A 19,360-nucleotide genomic window follows, 5' to 3' on the forward strand; every position below is an offset into this window, starting at 1 on the left:
GGGCTCAGGCCGCCTGGACCTCGCGTTCGGCCTGCTGCGGCACGGATGCCATGTGGTGGTGCGCACAGGTGCGGACCGGCTTGGGGCGGCGGCGGCTGGCGAAGAGCCGCGGCAGGGCCAGCGTCACGAAGCCCTCGGCCTGCATCGCGGCGAAGCCGATGCGGGGCAGGTCGCGGGTGGTGCGGAAGACCACGAAGCGGGGCTCCCAGCGGGGGCGGAACTTCGCGTTGAACTTGTAGAGGGACTCGATCTGGAACCAGCGGGAGAGGAAGACCAGCAGGTTCCGCCACATCCGCAGCACCGGGCCGGCGCCGATCTTCTCGCCGCGGGCGAGGGCGGAGCGGAACATCGCGAAGTTCAGCGAGACCTTCTCGATCTTCAGCGCGGGGGCGGCCTCCAGGGAGGCCACGATCAGCAGCTCGTTCATGCCGGGGTCGGCGGCGCGGTCGCGGCGCATCAGCTCCAGCGACATGCCGTCGGTGCCCCACGGGACGAAGTGCAGGACGGCCTTCAGGTCGCCGAAGGGGCTGGTGTCGCCCTCCTCCACCCGGTGGGCGGTGGCGATGAAGCAGTCGCCGTCGCCCGGGTCGCCGACCCGGCCCAGCGCCATCGAGAAGCCGCGCTCGGTGTCGGTGCCGCGCCAGGCCTCGGCGGCGCCGCGCACCTGCTCCAGCTCGGTCTCGGTCAGCTCGCTGACCCGGCGGACCTTGGTGGTGTAGCCGTTGCGCTCGATGCGCTTCACCATTTGGCGGACATTGCGCATGGCGCGGCCCGAGAGGGAGAAGTCTTTGACATCGACAATCGCCTCGTCACCCAGCTCCAGGGCGTCGAGACCGGTCTCGCGGGTCCAGACCTCGCCGCCGGTCTCGCTGCAGCCCATGACGGCCGGGGTCCAGGAGTGGGCCTTGGCCTCCTCCATGAACCGCTCGATCGCGCCCGGCCAGGCCTCGACGTCGCCGATGGGGTCGCCGGAGGCCAGCATCACGCCGGAGACGACGCGGTAGGTGACGGCGGCCTTGCCGCTGGGGGAGAAGACGACGGCCTTGTCGCGGCGGAGCGCGAAGTGGCCCAGCGAGTCGCGCCCGCCGTGCTTGGCGAGCAGCCCGCGCAGCTTGGCCTCGTCGTCGGCGGTGAGCCGGGCGGCCGGGTGCTCGGGGCGGAAGGCCAGGTACATGGTGGTGAGGGCGGTCAGCATGCCGAGGGCGCCGAGGGAGTACCCGACGGTCCAGGACACCCGGCCGGCGTAGTCGACGGGGCCCTCGAAGCCGAAGAGGCCGTAGACGACGTGCGTGATCTGCTCGTACAGGCTCGGGTTGCCGACGACCTTGCCCGGGTGGACGTTGACGATGACCAGTCCCAGTCCGATGGAACCGGCGCTCATCAGCACGAAGTTCGCGAGCGCCTTCCAGCGGCTGCGCGGATCGGGCAGCGCCTTGAATTCACCCTGGTGGCGCAGGAGCAGCGCGAGGAGCACCGCCGCGATGACCACACCGGTGATGGAGTGGCGGTACATGAACTGCGCCGCCGCGCCCGCGGGCAGCAGGACGACAGCGGCGCGCCAGGCCCGCCGCTTGTGCCGCTTGAGGCCGTGGGCGAGCAGCAGGAGCAGTACGCCCGCGCTGATGGAGAGGGCCGCCGCGAACGGGCCCAGGGAACCGGGCAGTACCTCCGTGACCGCGTGGATCCGGCTGTGCCGGAAGCGCGGGAAGACACCTGCCGCGATGTCCAGAAGGCCGACGATCATGACGGCCGTACCTACCAGGCCGGGCACCGACTCCGGCTGTGGGCCTCGGAGGATTCGGCGGACCCTGCTCGGAACCTGTCCCGACTTATCGCCATCTATCCTGCTAGACATCGCTTCCCGTTGCTCCGCGAGTGATCATGTGGCCGAAGGCCGCGACAGCCTCCGGTGTGTGGTGCGTCCCTTAGGACGACATCGACGAGGAGCGGGTTCACTCTTTCGTCGGAAAAAAACTGTCCTGCCACCAGAAAGTCGACTGACTGCTCATGGGTCTCACGAGTAATACGGTTCTGGCGTTGGCCATCTTCGCCGGTGTGCTGCTGTTCGCGGCCACGGTCTGGTTCTGGCCGAAGCTCTCGGGCCGCACGTGGCGCGCGTTCGCGGGCCGGATCGGGCTCCTGCTGGCGACCCAGCTGGCGCTGTTCTCGGCTGTGGGTCTGGCGGCTAACAAGTCGTTCCTCTTCTACGGTTCCTGGGCCGACCTGCTCGGTCAGGAGACGTCGATGGGCAAGGTCGTCGACCACTCGATGAGCAGCAAGGACATCAAGGTCGTCGACAAGCAGGAGCTGGACGTCCCCGGCGGCGCCAAGCCCCAGGTCGGCGGTCAGATCCTGAAGGTTGCCATAACCGGGCAGAAGTCGAAGATTTCGAGCCCCGGCTACGTGTGGCTGCCGCCGGAGTACTTCCAGCCGCAGCACAAGGACGAGAACTTTCCGGCGTCCATCGTCCTGACGGGTTACCCGGGCACCGCCGAGAACCTGATCAAAGGGCTCGACTACCCCATGAAGGCCTTCAGCCTGTCCAAGTCGGGCAAGATGAAGCCGATGATCCTGGTCATGCTGCGCCCGACGGTCGCGCCGCCGCGTGACACCGAGTGCGTCGACATACCCGGTGGCCCGCAGACCGAGACCTTCTTCGGCGAGGACCTCCCGCAGGCCATCACCTCCACCTTCCGGGTCGGCAAGAAGCCCGAGAACATGGGCTTCATCGGCAACTCCACCGGCGGATACTGCGCCCTGAAGATCGCCGCGCACTATCCGGAGACCTTCGGCGCCGCCGCGGGTCTGTCCGCGTACTACGACGCCCCGGACGACCCGACGACCGGTGACCTGTTCCACGGGGACGAGAAGCTGAAGAAGCGTGCGAACGTCCTACAGAGCATCGAGAACAAGAAGCCGAGCGGTACGTCCTTCCTCGTCACCAGCAGCGAGCAGGGCGAGCCGAACCTCGGCGACACCAGGAAGTTCATCAAGAAGGTGAAGGGCCCGGACCGGGTCTCCTCGATCATCCTCGACAGCGGTGGCCACAACTTCAACACGTGGCGGCGCGAGATCCCGCCGATGCTGGTGTGGATGAGCGGTCGCATCCAGGCCTGACATCCGCCTGACCATCCGCCAGAGCACCCGTGACCGGCCCTTCGAGGCCGGTCACAGCCTTTTCCGAGACCGGTACCACCGGGGCCGCTACGCCTCCTGTAGTCGGGCCCGCCGCAGCGCGCGGTGGACGCCCTCCGGGGTCAGTACGCCGACCAGCGCGCCGGAATCCGGGTCGGTGACCCCGATCCGGCCCGAGTCCTCCTGCAGCAGGGTGGAGAGGGCCTCGCGCAGCGTCGCCCCCAGCTCCACCGCCGCCTCCGGCGCCTTCCCGTCCGCCGTCGCCAGGTCGGCCGCCTCGACCGCGGTGACCGCGAGCCGTTTGAGCCCCCGGTCGGCGCCGACGAAGGAGGCCACGTACGGGGTGGCCGGCGCCCCGAGCACCACCGCCGGGCGGGCGAACTGCTCGATGGTGCCCGTGCCGTAGACGGCGATCCGGTCGCCGAGCCGGATCGCCTCCTCCAGGTCGTGGGTGACCAGCAGGATCGTTTTGCGCACCGTCTTCTGCAGCGTCAGGAACTCGTTCTGCAACCGCTCGCGCACCACCGGGTCCACCGCCCCGAACGGCTCGTCCATCAGCAGCACCGGCGGATCGGCGGCCAGCGCGCGGGCCACGCCGACGCGCTGGCGCTGCCCGCCCGACAGCTGCTGCGGGTACCGGCCCCCGTACACGGCCGGGTCCAGCCCCACCAGTTCGAGCAGCTCGGCCGCCCGCGCGCGGGCCTTGGCCTTCGGCGTGCCGATCAGCTGCGGCACGGTCGCCGTGTTCTCCAGCACCGTCTTGTGCGGGAACAGCCCGACCTGCTGGATGACGTACCCGATCCGGCGGCGCAGCTCGACGGGGTCGGCGGCCGCGATGTCCTCGCCGTTCAGCAGGATCCGGCCGGACGTCGGGTCGATCAGCCGGTTGACCATCTTCATGGTGGTCGTCTTGCCGCAGCCGGACGGCCCCACGAGCGTGACCAGCTCACCCTCCGCCACCTCGAAGGACAGGTCCTCGACGGCTGTCGTCCCGTCGGGGTAACGCTTGGTCACGTGCTCGAATCGGATCACAAGGCCATCTTTCCGCACGGGCGCCGCCGATATGTGAAGGGCGTGTTGCCCCGCTGCGAAGGATTCCGGCCATCGAGGGTGCCGGGGGTTATGGTCGCTCCTGGCCGTGTGATCGCAAGACGTACGTTCGGTGACGGGGGGTGAGGGGCATGGCCGGGCGCAGCTGTCTCGTGGCGAACGACTGGATCTGCTGGGACTACGTCTCCTCCCGCTCCCGGGAACTGACCGACGCCACCCTCGAACACGTCTGGATCACGGGCGTGTCCGTCCTGATCGGCATCGCCGTGTCCGTGCCGCTCGCCCTGCTGGCCCGCCGCGGCCGCCGCTGGGCGGCGCCCGTGCTGGCCTTCACCACCCTGCTCTACACGATCCCCTCGCTGGCCATGTTCTCCCTGCTGCTGCCCTTCTTCGGCCTCTCGGCGGCGCTGGTGGTGACCGGGCTGGTGCTGTATTCGCTGACGATCCTGGTCCGCAACGTGCTGGCCGGGCTGGAAGCCGTCCCCGAGGACGTACGGGAGGCCGCGCGCGGCATGGGGTACGGCCCGGGGCGGCTGCTGTGGCAGGTCGAACTGCCGCTGGCGCTGCCCGCGCTGCTCGCCGGCGTACGGATCGCCACCGTCTCGACGGTCGCGCTGACCACGGTCGGCTCCATCGTCGGCAAGGGCGGCCTCGGCAATCTCATCGCCCCGGCGGTGAACAGCTCCTTCAAGGCCCAGGTGCTGACCGCCTCGGTGCTGTGCGTGCTGCTCGCACTCGTGGCCGACCTGCTGCTGCTCGGGGTGGAGCGGCTGCTCACGCCGTGGACCCGGGCCGGAGCCCGGCCGGCGGCTTCGGCCTCGGCTTCCGGTTCGACTTCGGCTTCGGCTTCGGCCTCGGCTCCGGCGAAGGAGGTCTGAGGCCGTGGGCGTTCTGGGCGAGGCCTGGGACTGGCTGGCGGACGGCGCCAACTGGTCGGGCGAGAGCGGTGTCTGGCACCGGCTCGGCGAGCACGTCTACGTCAGCGGCGTCGCGCTGGCGATCGCCTGCGCGGTGGCGCTGCCGATCGGGCTGTTCCTCGGCCACCTCGGCAAGGGCGGCACCCTCGCGATCAACATCTCCAACATCGGCCGGGCCGTTCCCGTCTTCGCGGTGCTCGCGCTGTTCATGGTCTCGCCGCTGCGCAACGCGGGCTACCTGCCGACCATCGCCGCGCTCGTGCTCTTCGCCGTCCCGCCGCTGCTGACGAACGCGTACGTCGGCATGCGCCAGGTGGACCGCTCGGTGGTGGAGGCCGCCCGCGGCATGGGCATGTCCGGCGGCCAGCTCTTCCTGCGCGTCGAACTGCCGCTCGCCCGGGGCCTGGTGATGACCGGGCTGCGCTCGGGCGCCGTGCAGGTCATCGCGACGGCCACGATCGCCGCCATGGTCGGCCAGGGCGGCCTCGGCCGGATCATCACCGCCGGCTTCAACACGTACGACACCCCGCAGGTCGTCGCGGGCGCCCTGCTGGTGGCGGCGCTGGCCCTGCTGGTGGAGGGCGTGCTGGTGGCGGCGGACCGGCTGCTGCCGCGGACGGCGGCGTCCCGCTGATGACTGTCCATCGTCTCGAACGGAGTACATCCATGAGCAAGACCACGCGCGTCCTCGGCGCGTCCCTGGGCGTCCTGGCGCTGACGGTGTCGCTGGCCGCGTGCGGCGGCGACAGCCTGGAGAAGAGCAAGGACGGCGGCTCGGCCGCCTCGTCCGGATCCTCCACGGCCCCGGGGGGCGGCAAGGGCAGCCTGGTGATCGGCGCCGCCGGGTTCACCGAGTCGAACGTGCTGGCGGAGCTGTACGCGCAGGTCCTCAAGGACGCGGGCTTCAGCACGTCGGTCAAGACGGTCAACAACCGTGAGCTGTACGAACCGTCGCTGGAGAAGGGCGAGATCGACGTCGTCCCGGAGTACGCGGCCACGCTCGCGGAGTTCCTCAACGCCAAGGTGAACGGCCCGAAGGCGCCCGAGGAGAGGCCGGTCGCGTCGAGCGATGTCGCGGCGACGGTGGCGGCCCTGGAGAAGCTCGCGGCCCCGCTCGGACTGAAGGCGCTGCCCGCGGGCGAGGCGGTCGACCAGAACGCATTCGCGGTGACCAGGGAATTCGCCCAGAAGAACAACCTGAAGACGCTTTCCGATCTTGGAAAGTCCGGACTGAAGGTGAAGATCGCGGCGGGCGACGAATGCGCCGTCCGGCCCTTCTGCGCACCCGGGTTGACGGCAACATACGGAATTCAGGTTTCCGGTATTGACCCGAAGGGCGTCGGCACCCCGCAGGCCAAGCAGGCGGTCAAGGACGGCGCCGACCAGCTCGTGCTGACCACGACCACGGACGCCACGCTCGACAGCTACGGCCTGGTCCTGCTGGAGGACGACAAGAAGCTCCAGAACGCCGACAACGTACTGCCGGTGGTAAATGCCAGGGACGCGGGCGCCCCCGAGGTCGCGGCCGCCCTCGACAAGCTGACCAAGGTCCTCACGACGGCCGATCTGGTCGACCTGAACCGGAAGGTGGACGCGGAGCGCGCCAAGCCGGCGGACGTGGCGAAGGCCTACCTGGAGTCCAAGGGCCTTCTGAAGAAGTAGCGCTTAAGGGTCGATACGGAATTGTGCGGTAACCGCCCGGGAACAGATTGCCGGGCGGGTACCCCACTTGGCCTCTACGCCCTGTAAATTTCGGGCCATGCCCCGTGGACGCCACCGCAATCCCGAACCTCTGCACCGGCTGCTCACGCCGACGGCCGTCGCCGGTGTATCCGTCACCAGCGCCGGCGCGGCCTGGTTGCTGGCGGGCCCCGACGACGGCACCGCGCTGAGGCTGCTCGTGGCCCTCGCCGCGGCCGCCGGGATCGCCGGAGCCGTCGTCATGCGCGCCTGGGACCGTTCGGCGGGCCGCCGCGTCGCGGAGCTCGCGCGCGAGCGGATCAAGGACGAGTGGAGGACGGACGAGCGGATAGCCGAGCTCGAATCCGACCTCGAAGAGGCCCGGATGCTGCGCGCCAAGCTCGACGCCAAGCTGCGCGCCAAGCGCGTCGAACTGGCGGGCCTGCGGGGCGAGCACGCGGCGCTGCTGCGGCGGTACGCGACCGCCGAGACCGAGCGTGCCAGCGCCCTGGAGGGGCGTCGGCTGCTGGCCATCGAGGCCTCGGCGGCTCCGGCCCCGGCGCCGAAGGAACTTCCGGTGGTCTCCGAGGAGCGCACCTCGGCGGGCGCGCCCACCTCGGTGGGCTACGCCCGGGCCCATGCGGCGCTGGGGGCACTGGCCCGCAGGGGGCAGGCGCAGACGCGGGCGCTGCCCGCGGGGGCCCCCTCGGCGACCGCTGCCGTGCCCGCGCGCCGTCAGTCGGCGGCGGTGGCCCCGTACGCGGCCCAGCGGCGTACGGCCTCCCGCGTCGAGGGCGGCTTCGACTTCTTCGGGACGAAGAACGCCGCGCAGGCCCGCGCCGCGATCGAGGCGGTCCAGAACGAGGACCTGGCCGACGTGGTCGGCGCCGAGGCCCTCGCGGTCCACGAGGCGGAGTCCGCCGAGGCCGTGGCCGGGCCGGCGTCCGGTGACGGCACGGCCGAGCCGGAGACCCCCGAGATCCCCGAGGCCTCTGAGACCTCTGAGACCCCGGAGGCCGCCGAGACCCCCGCGGTGAGCCAGGTCATCGACCTGACGGCCCATGACGAGACCGAGCCGATCGAGGTGGTCCGGCTCCGCACGGCGATCTCGTAGGGCCCGTCCGGCTTCCCGCCCGGGCAGGGAGGCTTCGGCCTCAGAACAGCGGGAGCTGTCCGGGGTGTTCGGACAGGACGAAGCCGTCCAGCGTCGGCGCGGAGGCGCCGAGCACCACCCGGGCCCGTGAGCCCGGGCAGGACACCAGGTCACCGCGCCCGCGACCGGCCGGGGGATCGTGGCGGGCGATGCGGCCGGCGGTGACGGCGCAGTCGCGGCCGCAGGCGGGGCAGGCCCGGCGGGGAGAGTGGGACATGCCGTCCAGTCTGCCCTGCCGCACCGACATCAGCCCTGCTGGGAGGCGAGCCACTCCTCGTGGGCCCGGCACACCCGGGCCCACAGTGCCGTCCGGTCCGCCGCCGTCAGATCGTCGAGTTCCCGCCCGAAGACGCCTCCGACGACCTCGTAGAACTCCTCCTCGGTGGTCAGTTCCCGCTTGTTCGGCCCCGTGACCGGATCGAGGTGGAGCAGCACCTTGCCGTGCAGCCGGTGCACGCCGCCGGCGTCGCGCCGCAGCATGAAGAAGGACTGCTGGAAGGGGGAGTCCGCGGCGGTGGACAGCCGCAGGTGCTCGGACTCGAAGTCGGACATGACCGCGGGGGCCGAGCGGAAGTTCATCACCTTGAAGGGGCTGTTCTCGTTGTGGAAGGTCCAGCCCGCATCGGCACCGTCCGCACGCGCCCCGTCCGCGCCGGTCAGCGGCTCCAGGCCGTACCCGAAGCCCTGTTCGTACCGGCCCTCGCGCAGCGGCAGCGGCTCGTGGGGCCCGTCGCCCAGGCCGACGTCGACGAAGTGGGCCCGCCCGTCGATCCGTACGGTCAGGGTGAGGTGGTCGCCGCTCACGCCCTTGGCGTCCGGGCCCTCGTACACGCCCCCGAAGTGACGCGTCACGTCGTATCCGAGCTGCTCCAGCAGCGCCGCGAAGGCACCGTTGAGGTGGAAGCAGTAGCCGCCGCGTCCGGCGGCGAGGCGGCGTACGGACAGTTCGGGGTCGATGCCCGGGGGCCGGCCCAGCTGGATTTCGGTGTTCTCGAAGGGGACCCGCTCGACGTGGGCGCGGTGGAGCGCGAACAGCCCTTCGACGGAGGGGGATCCGGGGTCGGTGATGCCGAGCCGCCGCAGGTAGTCGGCGTATATGCCAGAGATCATCCGGCCAGCCTATGTCGGGACACCTCCCGGCACGGGCTATTTGTCGATGTCTCCGACCACGAAGAACAGCGAGCCCAGGATCGCCACCATGTCCGCGACCAGCTGCCCCGGCAGCAGCACGGCCAGCGCCTGGATGTTGTTGTAGGAGGCGCTGCGCAGCTTCAGCCGGTACGGGGTCTTCTCGCCCTTCGAGACGAGGTAGTAGCCGTTGATGCCGAGCGGGTTCTCGGTCCAGGCGTACGTGTGGCCCTCGGGCGCCTTGAGGACCTTGGGCAGGCGCTGGTTCACCGGCCCCGGCGGGAGCTCGGCCATCCGGTCCAGGCAGGCCACGGCCAGGTCGAGCGCGTTGTGGGTCTGGTCCAGCAGGCACTCGAAGCGGGCCAGGCAGTCGCCCTCGGTGCGGGTGACCACCTTGAGGACGTCCTGGAGCTCGCCGTAGGCCAGGTACGGCTCGTCGCGGCGCAGGTCGAAGTCGACGCCGGAGGCGCGGGCGATCGGGCCGGAGACCCCGTACGCGTGCACCGCCTCGGCGGACAGGACGCCGACGCCGCGCGTGCGGCCGCGGAAGATCTCGTTGCCGTGGACCAGCTTGTCGTAGACGTCCATGCGGGTGTTCACGTCGGCGATCGCGGCGCGGGCCCGGCCGAGCCAGCCGGCCGGGAGGTCCTCCTTGAGGCCGCCGACGCGGTTGAACATGTAGTGCATGCGGCCGCCGGAGATCTCCTCCATGACGGCCTGGAGCTCCTCGCGTTCGCGGAACGCGTGGAAGATCGGGGTGATCCCGCCCAGTTCGAGCGGATAGGAGCCGAGGAACATCAGGTGGTTCAGTACCCGGTTCAGCTCGGCCAGCAGCGTCCGCATCCACACGGCCCGCTCGGGGACCTCCATGCCGAGCATCCGCTCGACCGCCATGACCACGCCGAGCTCGTTCGAGAACGCGGACAGCCAGTCGTGGCGGTTCGCGAGCATCACGATCTGCCGGTAGTCGCGGGCCTCGAAGAGTTTCTCGGCGCCGCGGTGCATGTAGCCGACCACTGGTTCGGCGCTGGCGATCCGCTCGCCGTCCAGGACGAGGCGCAGGCGCAGCACGCCGTGCGTGGAAGGGTGCTGGGGGCCGATGTTGAGCACCATGTCGGTGCTCTCCGCCGCTCCGCCGATGCCGACCGTGGTCTCCGTCATACGGGCATTGTCTCAGCCTTAGTGTGGAGGGATGGATACGGGGACAACGGGTGAGACGGGCCGACCCGGCTGGGTGGGGCTGCCGGGCGGGCTGCTCGCTCTGCGGCGGCTGCTGCTGGTGTTCTGGACGATGCTGTTCGGCGTCGTAACCGCCGCCGTACTGGGGCTCACGGCCGGCCCGGTGTGGGCCGCCCTGGGGGCGCTCTGGTGCGCGGTCCTGGCCTGGGGGTGGGTGCTCCTCGGCCGGAACTGGCGGTCCTGGCGCTACGCCGAGCGCGCGGACGACCTGCTGATCAGCCGGGGCGTGCTGTGGCGCGAGGAGACCGTGGTCCCGTACGGGCGGATGCAGCTGGTCGAGGTCACCTCGGGCCCGCTGGAACGGCGCTTCGGGCTGGCCTCCGTGCAGCTGCACACGGCCGCGGCGGCGACCGACGCCAAGATCCCGGGCCTGGTGCCGGCAGAGGCGGAGCGACTGCGCGACCGGCTCACGGCACTCGGCGAGGCAAGGTCGGCGGGGCTGTGACCCCGGGTCCGGGGCGGGGTGGTGGGCCTGCCGCAGGCGAGGAGCGGCGGCTGCATCCCTTTACGCCGCTGCGCCGCGCCTGGGTGCCGATCGCCGCGACCGTCGGCGTGGTCGCCCAGCAGGGCCACCGGGTCGGGGAGTGGGTGGCGGACCAGTCCGCCCTCGTGCGGGTGGGGGCGCTGGCGGGTCTGATCCTGGTGTTCGGCGGGTACGGATTCCTGAGCTGGTGGTTCACCCGCTACGCCGTGACCGACACCGAACTGCGCATCCGCAGCGGCCTGCTCTTCCGGCGCACCGCGCACATCCGCCTCGACCGGCTCCAGGCCGTGGACGTCACCCGGCCGCTGCTCGCCCGGCTGACCGGCGTGGCCACGCTGCGGCTCGACGTCATCGGCGCCGAGGCGAAGGACCAGCTGTCCTTCCTCAGCGAGAGGGAGGCTGTGGCCCTACGCGCCGAGCTCCTCGCCCGGGCCGCGGGCTTCGCCCCCGAGGAGGCGGTGCGCCTCGGTGAGGCCCCCGAACGGGAGCTGTTGCGCGTGCGCCCGCGGGAGCTCGCCGTGTCGGTGCTGCTCAGCCTCGGCGTGTGGGCGGCGCTGGCCGGGGGGCTCGTCGCGCCGGTGGTCGTGTGGTGGATCAGCTCCAGCCCGTGGGCCGCCGTCTTCACCCTGCTCCCGGTGCTCGGCGCCGTCTGGGCGGGCAGCGCGGGCCGTTTCCTCGCGGAGTACGACTGGCGGGTCGCGGAGTCCCCGGACGGGCTTCGCCTGGACCACGGCATGCTGGACCGGGCCCATGAGACCGTGCCGCCGGGGCGCGTGCAGACCGTACGGATCGTGGAGCCGCTGCTGTGGCGGCGGCGCGGGTGGGTGCGCGTGGAGCTGGCGGTGGCGGGCTCGAAGAACGAGGTCCTGGTCCCGGTCGCCTCCCGGGCCGCCGCCCACGCCGTGATCGCCCGGGTCCTGCCCGGAGTGGATCTGACGGCCCTGGCCTTCTCCGGCTCCCCGGGGACGGGGGCGCGCTGGGTGGTCCCGGTGTGGTGGAAGGGCTACGCCCTGGCCGTCTCCCCCGAAGTCTTCGCCGCCCGGCACGGCCGCCTGTGCCGCCGTACGGAGATCGTCCCGCACGCCAAGGTGCAGAGCGTCCGGCTCGGCCAGGGCCCGTGGGCCCGCGCCCGCGGCGTGGCCGACGTGCACGTGGACACGGGCGCGAACGGCACGGTCACGGCCCGGCTGCGCGCGGCGGCCGAAGCCGCCGAGCTGCTGCACGCCCAGGCCGCGCGCTCCCACACCTCCCGGGCCTCGGCCCGCCCGGACCGCTGGATGACGTAGGGGCCCAAGGGGCAGCCGTACGGGGCGGTTACCTGAGCCACACGAGCTAACTATGAGGTGACCAGAGGACGTGTGCGGTCACTCCGGGTAACGCCAGGAGCGATGGATCCGTGCCTGATGCCGGATCCACCTTCGGAACCGGCGGATCCAGGCAGGATCCGCCTCGGGCAGCCACCGACCAAAGGAAACACCGCGCTCATGAACCCGAACCTGCGCACGCGCCTGCTCGCCCCCGCCGTCGCCGCGCTCGGCCTGACCTTCGCCTTCGCCGGTCCCGCCGCCGCGGACCCCGCGTTCGTCACCCGGTCCGACGGTGAAGTCCGTTTCGCCGCTCTGGCGGGCGAACAGAACACCGTCACCTTCAGTGTCGGCGGCGGCGGCAACATCCGCGTCACCGATTCGACGAGCACGCTCTTCGCGGGCCCGAACTGTCGCCAGGTCAACCCGAACACCGTCACCTGCGGGTCTGCCGCGGGCGTGAACCGGATCCGGGCCAGCCTGGGCAACGCGAACGACTCGGCCATCAACGAGACGTCGATCCCGAGCGACATGGACGGCGGGTACGGGGACGACCGGCTGACCGGCGGGTCCGCCGCCGACCGGCTCACCGACCCCGACGGCTGGAGCACCTCGGGGGCCGCCGGCCTCACCTTCGCCGGCCGGGGCGGCAACGACACCATCGTCTCCCGCAACGGCGGCTTCGACGCGGTCAACTGCGGCGACGGCGGCTTCGACTTCGTGGTCGCGGACTCGGCCACTCTCGACGAGGTCGTGAACTGCGAGTTCGTCACCCGGTCCTGAGCCGGGCCGCCCGATTCAGCGCCCCGTCGGCGAGGTCGTCCGGCGCTTCCGAGCCCGCCGACGGGGCGCGGCGGGTGTACGGCGCCCGCTGCCCCCAGGCGTTACACGCCCGCGCCGCCGCCCGCGCGGACCAGGCCCGTCTCGTACGCCAGGACCACCACCTGGACCCGGTCGCGCAGCCCCAGCTTGGTCAGGATGCGGCCCACGTGGGTCTTCACCGTCGCCTCGGAGAGGACCAGCCGGGCCGCGATCTCGCCGTTCGACAGACCCTGGGCCACCAGCAGCATGACCTCGCGCTCGCGCTCCGTCAGCCGCTCGATCTCCTTGTTCTGCGGCTCCTGCGTGGTCGTCGGCAGCATCGGCGCGAAGCGGTCCAGCAGGCGCCGCGTCGTGGACGGGGCGACCACCGCGTCCCCGCTGTGCACCGAGCGGATGGCCGCGAGCAGTTCGGCCGGCGGGACGTCCTTCAACATGAAGCCGCTCGCGCCGGCCTTCAGACCCGAGAAGGCGTACTCGTCCAGGTCGAAGGTGGTCAGGATGATCACCTTCGGGTGCTCGTCCGGCGCGCAGATCCGCCGCGTGGCCTCGACCCCGTCGAGCCTCGGCATGCGGACGTCCATCAGCACCACGTCCACCTTCGTGGCCCGCAGCACCTCCAGGGCCTCCAGGCCGTCGCCCGCCTCGGCGACGACCTCCATGTCCGGCTGGGCGGCGAGCACCATCCGGAAGCCGGTGCGCAGCAGCACCTGGTCGTCGACCAGCATCACTCGGATGGACATCGGTACCTCGTCCTCTTCGTCTTCATGTCTTCTTCAGGGGGAGCAGTGCGCTGATCCGGAAGCCGCCGCCGGGCCGCGGTCCCGCGTCCAGGGTTCCGCCGACCATACCGATCCGTTCGCGCATGCCGATCAGCCCGTGCCCGGCGCCGTCGGCGCCGCCGTCCTCGTACAGCTCGTGGGCCGCGCCCCGGCCGTCGTCCTCGACCAGCAGGCCGAGCCCGTCGTCGAAGTAGACCAGCCGGACGCTGGCCTTCGCGTCCGGGCCGCCGTGCTTGCGGGTGTTGGTCAGCGCCTCCTGCACGATCCGGTACGCCGTCAGCTCGACGCCGCTGGGCAGCCGCCGCGGCGCGCCCTCGACCTCGAAGTCGACCGCGAGCCCTGCCGCCCGCACCTGCTCGACCAGGACGTCGATCTGCTCGACGTCCGGCTGCGGCACGTAGTCCTCGGACTCCTGCGGCTCGCCGGTGCGCAGCACGCCCAGCAGCCGGCGCATCTCCGCGAGGGCCTGGCGGCCCGTGCCGGAGATGGTCTGGAGGGCTTCCTTGGCCTGCTCGGGGGCCACGTCCATGACGTACGCCGCCCCGTCCGCCTGGACCACCATCACCGAGACGTTGTGCGCGACGACGTCGTGCAGCTCGCGGGCGATCCGGGCGCGCTCGGCGGCCACGGCCACCTTGGCCTGGGCCTCGCGCTCCTTCTCCAGCCGCTGGTTGCGCTCGACCAGCTGGGCGTAATAGGCCCGCCGGGTGCGCAGGGAGTCGCCCAGGACCCAGGCGAGGGCGAAGGGGACGATCATGAAGAGGGTGAACAGGACGTTGTCGACGCTGTTGGCGCCCTTGTCCACGCCGTACCGCAGGAAGTAGAGCGGGGCGGCGGCCAGCCCCCAGCCCAGCGCGGTGCGGGAGACCCAGCGCGGGACCTCGCTCGCGGCGACCGTGAAGAGGATCACGAACATGGCGACGTCGTAGAACCCCGCGACGATGCCCAGGGCCAGCTGGTAGACCCCCGCGCCGAGGGTGAGCCAGAACATCGCCTGCGTCCACTTGCGGCGCAGGGCCACGGCGGTGCTCAGCGCGACGACCACGGGGATCGCGGCGACCTTCATGCGGGTGTCGAAGGCGGTCTCGGCCACGACGTTCAGCATCGAGACCCCGAAGAGGAGGACAGCCCAGAAGCTGTCGACGCCCGTCGGGTGTCTGCGGAGGAAGTCGTAGAGGCGCTGCACGTAACCCAGAGTAGGGAACGGGGATAGGTGCTGGAGTCAACCAGAGGTTCGAACCTGACACCGGGGGCGTACTCCCGAAGGTGGAGGGTGAGCCTAGCCTTGGGGGGATGAGCACCCAGGGTGAATACGCGGCTCCGGTCCGGTGGCGCCATGCGATGGCAGCGGCGCTGTACGGGCCCGGCGGCTTCTACGTGCGGCCCGGGGGCCCCGGCCCCGCCGGACACTTCCGCACCTCGGTGCACGCCTCGGGGCTGTACGCGGGGGCAGTGGCCCGGCTGCTGCGGTGGGTGGACGCGGAGCTCGGGCACCCGCGGGGGCTGGACCTGGTCGACATGGGGGCCGGGCGGGGTGAGCTGCTGGCCGGGGTGCTCGCGGCGCTGCCGCCGGAGGTGGCCGCCCGGGTGCGTCCGTACGCCGTGGAGCGGGCGCAGCGGCCCCCGGGGCTGGACCCGCGGATCCGCTGGGTCGCGGCCCCACCCGAACGGACGACGGGGCTCCTCTTCGCCAACGAGTGGCTGGACAACGTGCCGCTGGACGTCGCGGAGGACGGGCGCTACGTCCTGGTCGCGCGGGACGGTACGGAGAGCCCGGGCGGGCCGCTGGACGGCGCGGACCGGGCCTGGCTGGAGCGGTGGTGGCCCGGCGGGGGCCGGGTGGAGATCGGCCGGGCGCGCGACGAGGCGTGGGCGGGGGCCGTGGCGAGCCTGGAGCGGGGGCTGGCGGTGGCGGTGGACTACGGGCACACGCGGGAGGCGAGGCCGCCGTACGGCACCCTGACGGGCTTCCGCGGGGGGCGGGAGGTGCGGGCGGTGCCGGACGGCAGTTGCGATGTCACCGCCCACGTGGCGCTGGACTCCTGCGCGGGGGCGGGGGCGGTCCTGCTGACGCAGCGCGAGGCCTTGAGCGCACTCGGGGTGTCCGGTGCGCGGCCGGCGCTGGGGCTGGCCTCTGCGGATCCTTTGGCGTACGTGCGGGGGCTGGCGGCGGCGGGGGAGGCGGCCGAGCTCACCGCTCGGGGTGGGCTGGGGGACTTCCTGTGGCTGTGCCAGCCGGTCGGGGTCCGGGGGTGGCCGGGGGCGGCGGGCTGACGCGCCCCTGCGGCGCCGCTGCCGGGGCGCCGCCCCCGCACCCGCGCGCCTCAAACGTCGGCGGGGCTGGATCGCCCGGCTGGGCCGAAAGATCGGGGCTCCGCCCCGGACCCCGCGCCTCAAACGCCGGCGGGGCTGGAGGGTGCTCGGCGGGGCTGGATTGGCCGGCTGGGCTGAAAGATCGGGGCTCCGCCCCGGACCCCGCGCCTCAAACGCCGGCGGGGCTGGATTTGCCGGGCGGGGCTGGGGGGAGCCTCGCCCGGCGGTGGGGTGTTACTGCGTTACCTCGTGGCCGTGGCCCTCGTGGAGGCCGCCGCCGCTGCCCGTGCCCGGGGTGCTCGGCTGCGGGACGACCGGCTTCGACAGCGGGGCCAGGTCGTGCGCGTAGTGGCCGACCGCGTCCGCGATGACGTCGACGTTGATGTCGAGAGCCTTCTGGTCGATGTTGGTGATGTCGTCACCCTTGGCGTGGTAGTTCACGTCGTAGGCGACACCCGCCGTGCCGCCGAACTTCGCGGCCTGGGCCTCCGTCATGATGCCCTCGGCGCCCGTGAAGGTGCCGCCGGACGGGATGCCGACCTCGATGAACGGGCCGTAGTCCGAGCGCCCGGAGAAGTCCGTGCCCTCGTGCGGGATGTTCTTCGAGTCGAGGAAGTCGGTGATGCCCCTCTCGATCTGGGCGGAGCCCTCCGGGCCGGGGCCCGCGCCGGTCGCGTCCGAGTCGTCGCCGTCGTAGACGAAGTACCCGGCGTTCGGCGAGGCGATCATGTCGAAGTTCAGGTAGAGCTTGATCTGCTTCTTCTGCTCGTCCGTCAGCCCGGCGACGTACGCCTCGGAGCCGAGCAGGCCGAACTCCTCCGCCGACCACCAGGCGAACTTGACCTTGTTCTTGACCTTCGTCTGGTTGCTCGCGAGGCGCTGCGCGACCTGGAGGATGCCGGCCGAGCCGGAGCCGTTGTCGTTGATGCCCGGGCCCGCCGCGACCGAGTCGAGGTGGGCGCCGAGGAAGACGGTGTTGTTCTCGTCGCCGCCCTTCGTCTCCGCGATGACGTTGTACGTCTTGCGGTTCTCGCGCAGCTCGCGGATGTCGAGGGTGACCTCGACCGGGCCGGCCGCGGCCTCGGCGGCGAGCTTCTCGCCCTCCGCCTGGGTGACGCCGCCGGTCGGGACCTTGCCCGCGGCCGGGTCGCCTATGGTGCCGTTCAGGGCGCCCGCGGTGTTGTTGTAGATGATCGCGCCGACCGCGCCGGCCGCGGCCGCGTTGGCCTGCTTGGCCGCGAAGGTGCAGCCGCCGCGCTTGACCAGGGCGATCTTGCCGGTGAAGGTGCCGGAGGCGAAGTCGCCGGGCTCGCAGCCGTTCGTACCGTCCGCGTCGACCGGGGCGACGGCGACCGGGGCCGTCACACCGCCCTCGGGGGTGCTCGTCGTGTACGTCATCAGGTGGATCGGGACGTCGCGGCCGTTCGGGCCGTTCACCGTGAGCTTCTCGGCGAGGGTCTCGACGTACACGAAGTCGAACTCGTTCTTCGTGACCTTGTAGCCGGCCGCCCGCATGACGGCCTCGACGTACTGGGCGGACTGCACGTGGCCCTTGGAGCCGGCCACGCGGTTGCCGTTGTTGTAGTCGGCGATCGACTGCAGGACCTTGAGGTGGTTGTAGGCGCCCTTACCGGTCGCGTCCTTGACCAGCTTCCTGGCCAGCGCGTCACCGCGGGCGGCGTCGCTCTGCGGGCTGGTGGCACCGGCCGGTCCGGCGAGCAGCAGCGGTGAGACGAGGGCCGCGGCCGCCAGGGCGGCGGTTGCTGCGGCTATACGGCGTGAGGGCATGAAGGTCCTTCCACGACAAAGGCGAGCAGGTGGGGCGGAGCAGGGCACAGCAAGGCACAACACGGCAGAGCGGGGTGGAGCGGGGTGGAGCGGAAATGCGGAAGCCGTGCGCGTCACGTGCGGAAACGGTGGACGCACGTTAGACAGCAAGTGGCCATCATGGCCAGAGTTTTCGCTGATTCCGGTTCATGAATTCCGTATATCGGTGACTCTGCACCGCTTGAAACCGGCCATCTGCCAGCCGGTTCGCCCTGCCGGAGGATGTCCTCGACGACGTCGGAGCCGGTGCGTGCGACCGTGGCCGGATCCAACTGATGCCGGGCATAGCGCCCTTGACGCCGCGAATGCACCAGACCGGACCTTTTCCGGCGAAGGAGCTGCGCCACATGACCCTGCGAGCGGGGAGGGCGCGAAGGCGATCCGCTCGGTGGGGAGTCCGGCGATGTCGATGGTGACGCTCATCGGCCCATTCTGTCGCTCCGCCCGCTCCGGGGGCGGGCGGCCGGGCGGGCCGAGCCGCCGTACGAGTGATCGGGTGCGGCGCGGCGGCGCTGCCGGGCCGGTCGATCGACGAGGAGCGTCAACTGTCGTGCGCGGTGCCGCCGACGGGGTGAGGGCGGCGGCACGACCGCGATCGAGCAGTACCTCACCGACACCCACCGGGCGTGCCGACCACGGGCGCCCTGGTCCCGTCTCCCGCTGCTCGGCCGAGGGGGAGGGACCAGGGCGTCCGTACGCCGCCCCGACGGAGCGGTCTAGTCGAAGTTGGGCGCGTTGCGCTCGTACACCAGCCGCAGGCCGATCAGCGTCAGCCACGGCTCGTGGTCGTCGATCACCGAGGACTCGCCGAGCACCATCGGGGCCAGCCCGCCGGTGGCGATGACGCGGACGTCGTCCGGATCGCCGTTCGGTCCGGCCAGCTCCTTGGCCATCCGGGCCACGACCCCGTCGACCTGCCCCGCGAAGCCGTAGACCACGCCCGACTGCATCGCCTCGACCGTGGACTTCCCGATCACGTTGCGCGGGCGGGCCAGCTCGATCTTCCGGAGCTGGGCGCCCCGTACGCCGAGCGCCTCCATCGAGATCTCGATGCCCGGGGAGATCACCCCGCCCACGTACTCGCCCTTCGCGGACACCGCGTCGAAGGTGGTCGCCGTACCGAAGTCGACCACGATCGCCGGGCCCCCGTAGAGCTCGACCGCCGCGACCGCGTTGATGATGCGGTCCGCGCCGACCTCCTTCGGGTTGTCCATGAGGATCGGCACGCCCGTCTTGATGCCCGGCTCCACCAGCACCGCCGGCACGTCGCCGTAGTAGCGCCGGGTGACCTCGCGCAGCTCGTGCAGGACCGACGGCACCGTCGAACAGATCGCGATGCCGTGGATCCCGTCGCCCAGCTCGCTGCCGAGCATCGGGTGCATGCCCATCAGGCCCTGCATCAGCACGGCCATCTCGTCGGCGGTGCGCCGCGGGTCGGTCGAGATGCGCCAGTGCTCGACGATCTCGTCACCGTCGAACAGGCCCATGACCGTGTGGGTGTTGCCTACGTCGATGGTGAGGAGCACGGG

General features: G+C 71.6%; 18 protein-coding genes. 9 read left to right on the forward strand and 9 right to left on the reverse strand.

Translation table 11 applies throughout. The features are described from left to right. Positions 1 to 4 precede the first annotated feature (4 nt). Positions 5 to 1,855: a phosphatidylglycerol lysyltransferase domain-containing protein gene (locus ACZ4TV_RS12575; RefSeq protein ID WP_468133622.1), complete on the reverse strand. Its 1,851-nt coding sequence runs from the start codon at positions 1,853 to 1,855 to the stop codon at positions 5 to 7. 152 nt (positions 1,856 to 2,007) lie between these two features. On the opposite strand from ACZ4TV_RS12575, the gene ACZ4TV_RS12580 reads away from it, so the two are divergent. Beyond that, positions 2,008 to 3,117 carry an alpha/beta hydrolase gene (locus tag ACZ4TV_RS12580; RefSeq protein WP_468133624.1) on the forward strand — a complete coding sequence of 370 codons (1,110 nt, stop codon included), beginning with the start codon at positions 2,008 to 2,010 and terminating at the stop codon, positions 3,115 to 3,117. A gap of 87 nt (positions 3,118 to 3,204) precedes the next feature. On the opposite strand, the gene ACZ4TV_RS12585 is transcribed toward ACZ4TV_RS12580, so the two are convergent. Beyond that, a complete protein-coding gene (locus ACZ4TV_RS12585) occupies positions 3,205 to 4,167 on the reverse strand; it encodes an ABC transporter ATP-binding protein (protein WP_468133626.1) in 963 nt (320 codons plus the stop codon). A 149-nt stretch (positions 4,168 to 4,316) separates the two neighbouring features. Here ACZ4TV_RS12585 and ACZ4TV_RS12590 point away from each other — a divergent pair, with 149 nt between their 5' ends. The 4 genes from ACZ4TV_RS12590 to ACZ4TV_RS12605 all read left to right on the forward strand — a co-directional run bounded on the left by ACZ4TV_RS12590 (position 4,317) and on the right by ACZ4TV_RS12605 (position 7,896). Next, entirely contained in the window at positions 4,317 to 5,063 is a 747-nt protein-coding gene (locus ACZ4TV_RS12590; RefSeq protein ID WP_468133628.1) for an ABC transporter permease, read from the forward strand. 4 nt (positions 5,064 to 5,067) lie between these two features. Then, positions 5,068 to 5,736 (forward strand): ABC transporter permease, encoded by a 669-nt coding sequence (locus ACZ4TV_RS12595; protein WP_468133631.1) that lies wholly within the window; start codon positions 5,068 to 5,070, stop codon positions 5,734 to 5,736. A 32-nt stretch (positions 5,737 to 5,768) separates the two neighbouring features. Further along, on the forward strand, positions 5,769 to 6,764 hold the full coding sequence (locus ACZ4TV_RS12600; RefSeq protein ID WP_468133633.1) for an ABC transporter substrate-binding protein: 996 nt from the start codon (positions 5,769 to 5,771) through the stop codon (positions 6,762 to 6,764). Positions 6,765 to 6,861: 97 nt separating this feature from the next. Further along, on the forward strand, positions 6,862 to 7,896 hold the full coding sequence (locus tag ACZ4TV_RS12605; RefSeq protein ID WP_468133635.1) for a hypothetical protein: 1,035 nt from the start codon (positions 6,862 to 6,864) through the stop codon (positions 7,894 to 7,896). 40 nt (positions 7,897 to 7,936) lie between these two features. Here ACZ4TV_RS12605 and ACZ4TV_RS12610 read toward each other — a convergent pair whose 3' ends face one another. From ACZ4TV_RS12610 to ACZ4TV_RS12620, 3 genes are read right to left on the reverse strand one after another with little or no spacing between them, the layout of a single operon-like run. Then, positions 7,937 to 8,152 (reverse strand): hypothetical protein, encoded by a 216-nt coding sequence (locus ACZ4TV_RS12610; protein WP_383798489.1) that lies wholly within the window; start codon positions 8,150 to 8,152, stop codon positions 7,937 to 7,939. 29 nt (positions 8,153 to 8,181) lie between these two features. After that, positions 8,182 to 9,045 (reverse strand): arylamine N-acetyltransferase family protein, encoded by an 864-nt coding sequence (locus ACZ4TV_RS12615; RefSeq protein WP_468133637.1) that lies wholly within the window; start codon positions 9,043 to 9,045, stop codon positions 8,182 to 8,184. 36 nt (positions 9,046 to 9,081) lie between these two features. After that, complete coding sequence (locus ACZ4TV_RS12620) at positions 9,082 to 10,224, reverse strand: NADH-quinone oxidoreductase subunit D (protein WP_468133639.1); 1,143 nt, start codon at positions 10,222 to 10,224, stop codon at positions 9,082 to 9,084. 31 nt (positions 10,225 to 10,255) lie between these two features. On the opposite strand from ACZ4TV_RS12620, the gene ACZ4TV_RS12625 reads away from it, so the two are divergent. From ACZ4TV_RS12625 to ACZ4TV_RS12635, 3 genes are all read left to right on the forward strand, one after another. Next, a complete protein-coding gene (locus ACZ4TV_RS12625) occupies positions 10,256 to 10,747 on the forward strand; it encodes a PH domain-containing protein (RefSeq protein WP_468133642.1) in 492 nt (163 codons plus the stop codon). Next, positions 10,744 to 12,072: a PH domain-containing protein gene (locus ACZ4TV_RS12630; RefSeq protein ID WP_468133644.1), complete on the forward strand. Its 1,329-nt coding sequence runs from the start codon at positions 10,744 to 10,746 to the stop codon at positions 12,070 to 12,072. The genes ACZ4TV_RS12625 and ACZ4TV_RS12630 overlap by 4 nt, the downstream gene beginning before the upstream one ends. A 198-nt stretch (positions 12,073 to 12,270) precedes the next feature. After that, positions 12,271 to 12,873: a hypothetical protein gene (locus ACZ4TV_RS12635; RefSeq protein ID WP_468133646.1), complete on the forward strand. Its 603-nt coding sequence runs from the start codon at positions 12,271 to 12,273 to the stop codon at positions 12,871 to 12,873. 101 nt (positions 12,874 to 12,974) lie between these two features. Here the strand turns inward: ACZ4TV_RS12635 and ACZ4TV_RS12640 are convergent, their stop codons facing one another. After that, positions 12,975 to 13,652, reverse strand: coding sequence for a response regulator transcription factor (locus ACZ4TV_RS12640; protein WP_468133648.1), 678 nt, complete (start codon positions 13,650 to 13,652; stop codon positions 12,975 to 12,977). Positions 13,653 to 13,674: 22 nt separating this feature from the next. Then, complete coding sequence (locus ACZ4TV_RS12645; protein WP_468133650.1) at positions 13,675 to 14,877, reverse strand: sensor histidine kinase; 1,203 nt, start codon at positions 14,875 to 14,877, stop codon at positions 13,675 to 13,677. Positions 14,878 to 14,984: 107 nt separating this feature from the next. Between ACZ4TV_RS12645 and ACZ4TV_RS12650 the strand changes: the two genes are divergently transcribed. Beyond that, positions 14,985 to 15,965 carry an SAM-dependent methyltransferase gene (locus ACZ4TV_RS12650; RefSeq protein WP_468133652.1) on the forward strand — a complete coding sequence of 327 codons (981 nt, stop codon included), beginning with the start codon at positions 14,985 to 14,987 and terminating at the stop codon, positions 15,963 to 15,965. A 273-nt stretch (positions 15,966 to 16,238) separates the two neighbouring features. Here ACZ4TV_RS12650 and ACZ4TV_RS12655 read toward each other — a convergent pair whose 3' ends face one another. Both ACZ4TV_RS12655 and ACZ4TV_RS12660 read right to left on the reverse strand, forming a co-directional pair. Continuing rightward, positions 16,239 to 17,792 (reverse strand): M28 family metallopeptidase, encoded by a 1,554-nt coding sequence (locus ACZ4TV_RS12655; RefSeq protein ID WP_468133654.1) that lies wholly within the window; start codon positions 17,790 to 17,792, stop codon positions 16,239 to 16,241. A 755-nt stretch (positions 17,793 to 18,547) separates the two neighbouring features. Then, positions 18,548 to 19,357: a type III pantothenate kinase gene (locus tag ACZ4TV_RS12660; protein ID WP_468133656.1), complete on the reverse strand. Its 810-nt coding sequence runs from the start codon at positions 19,355 to 19,357 to the stop codon at positions 18,548 to 18,550. Positions 19,358 to 19,360 lie beyond the last annotated feature (3 nt).

The organism is Streptomyces sp. NPDC028910 (assembly GCF_055564955.1).

Bases quoted from the DNA above. Each gene is read 5' to 3' on its own strand.
- ACZ4TV_RS12575 (WP_468133622.1), bottom strand. From the start codon at position 1,855: ATGTCTAGCAGGATAGATGGCGATAAGTCGGGACAGGTTCCGAGCAGG.
- ACZ4TV_RS12635 (WP_468133646.1), top strand. From the start codon at position 12,271: ATGAACCCGAACCTGCGCACGCGCCTGCTCGCCCCCGCCGTCGCCGCG.
- ACZ4TV_RS12600 (WP_468133633.1), top strand. From the start codon at position 5,769: ATGAGCAAGACCACGCGCGTCCTCGGCGCGTCCCTGGGCGTCCTGGCG.
- ACZ4TV_RS12650 (WP_468133652.1), top strand. From the start codon at position 14,985: ATGAGCACCCAGGGTGAATACGCGGCTCCGGTCCGGTGGCGCCATGCG.
- ACZ4TV_RS12655 (WP_468133654.1), bottom strand. From the start codon at position 17,792: ATGCCCTCACGCCGTATAGCCGCAGCAACCGCCGCCCTGGCGGCCGCG.
- ACZ4TV_RS12610 (WP_383798489.1), bottom strand. From the start codon at position 8,152: ATGTCCCACTCTCCCCGCCGGGCCTGCCCCGCCTGCGGCCGCGACTGC.
- ACZ4TV_RS12615 (WP_468133637.1), bottom strand. From the start codon at position 9,045: ATGATCTCTGGCATATACGCCGACTACCTGCGGCGGCTCGGCATCACC.
- ACZ4TV_RS12605 (WP_468133635.1), top strand. From the start codon at position 6,862: ATGCCCCGTGGACGCCACCGCAATCCCGAACCTCTGCACCGGCTGCTC.
- ACZ4TV_RS12640 (WP_468133648.1), bottom strand. From the start codon at position 13,652: ATGTCCATCCGAGTGATGCTGGTCGACGACCAGGTGCTGCTGCGCACC.
- ACZ4TV_RS12590 (WP_468133628.1), top strand. From the start codon at position 4,317: ATGGCCGGGCGCAGCTGTCTCGTGGCGAACGACTGGATCTGCTGGGAC.
- ACZ4TV_RS12580 (WP_468133624.1), top strand. From the start codon at position 2,008: ATGGGTCTCACGAGTAATACGGTTCTGGCGTTGGCCATCTTCGCCGGT.
- ACZ4TV_RS12625 (WP_468133642.1), top strand. From the start codon at position 10,256: ATGGATACGGGGACAACGGGTGAGACGGGCCGACCCGGCTGGGTGGGG.
- ACZ4TV_RS12620 (WP_468133639.1), bottom strand. From the start codon at position 10,224: ATGACGGAGACCACGGTCGGCATCGGCGGAGCGGCGGAGAGCACCGAC.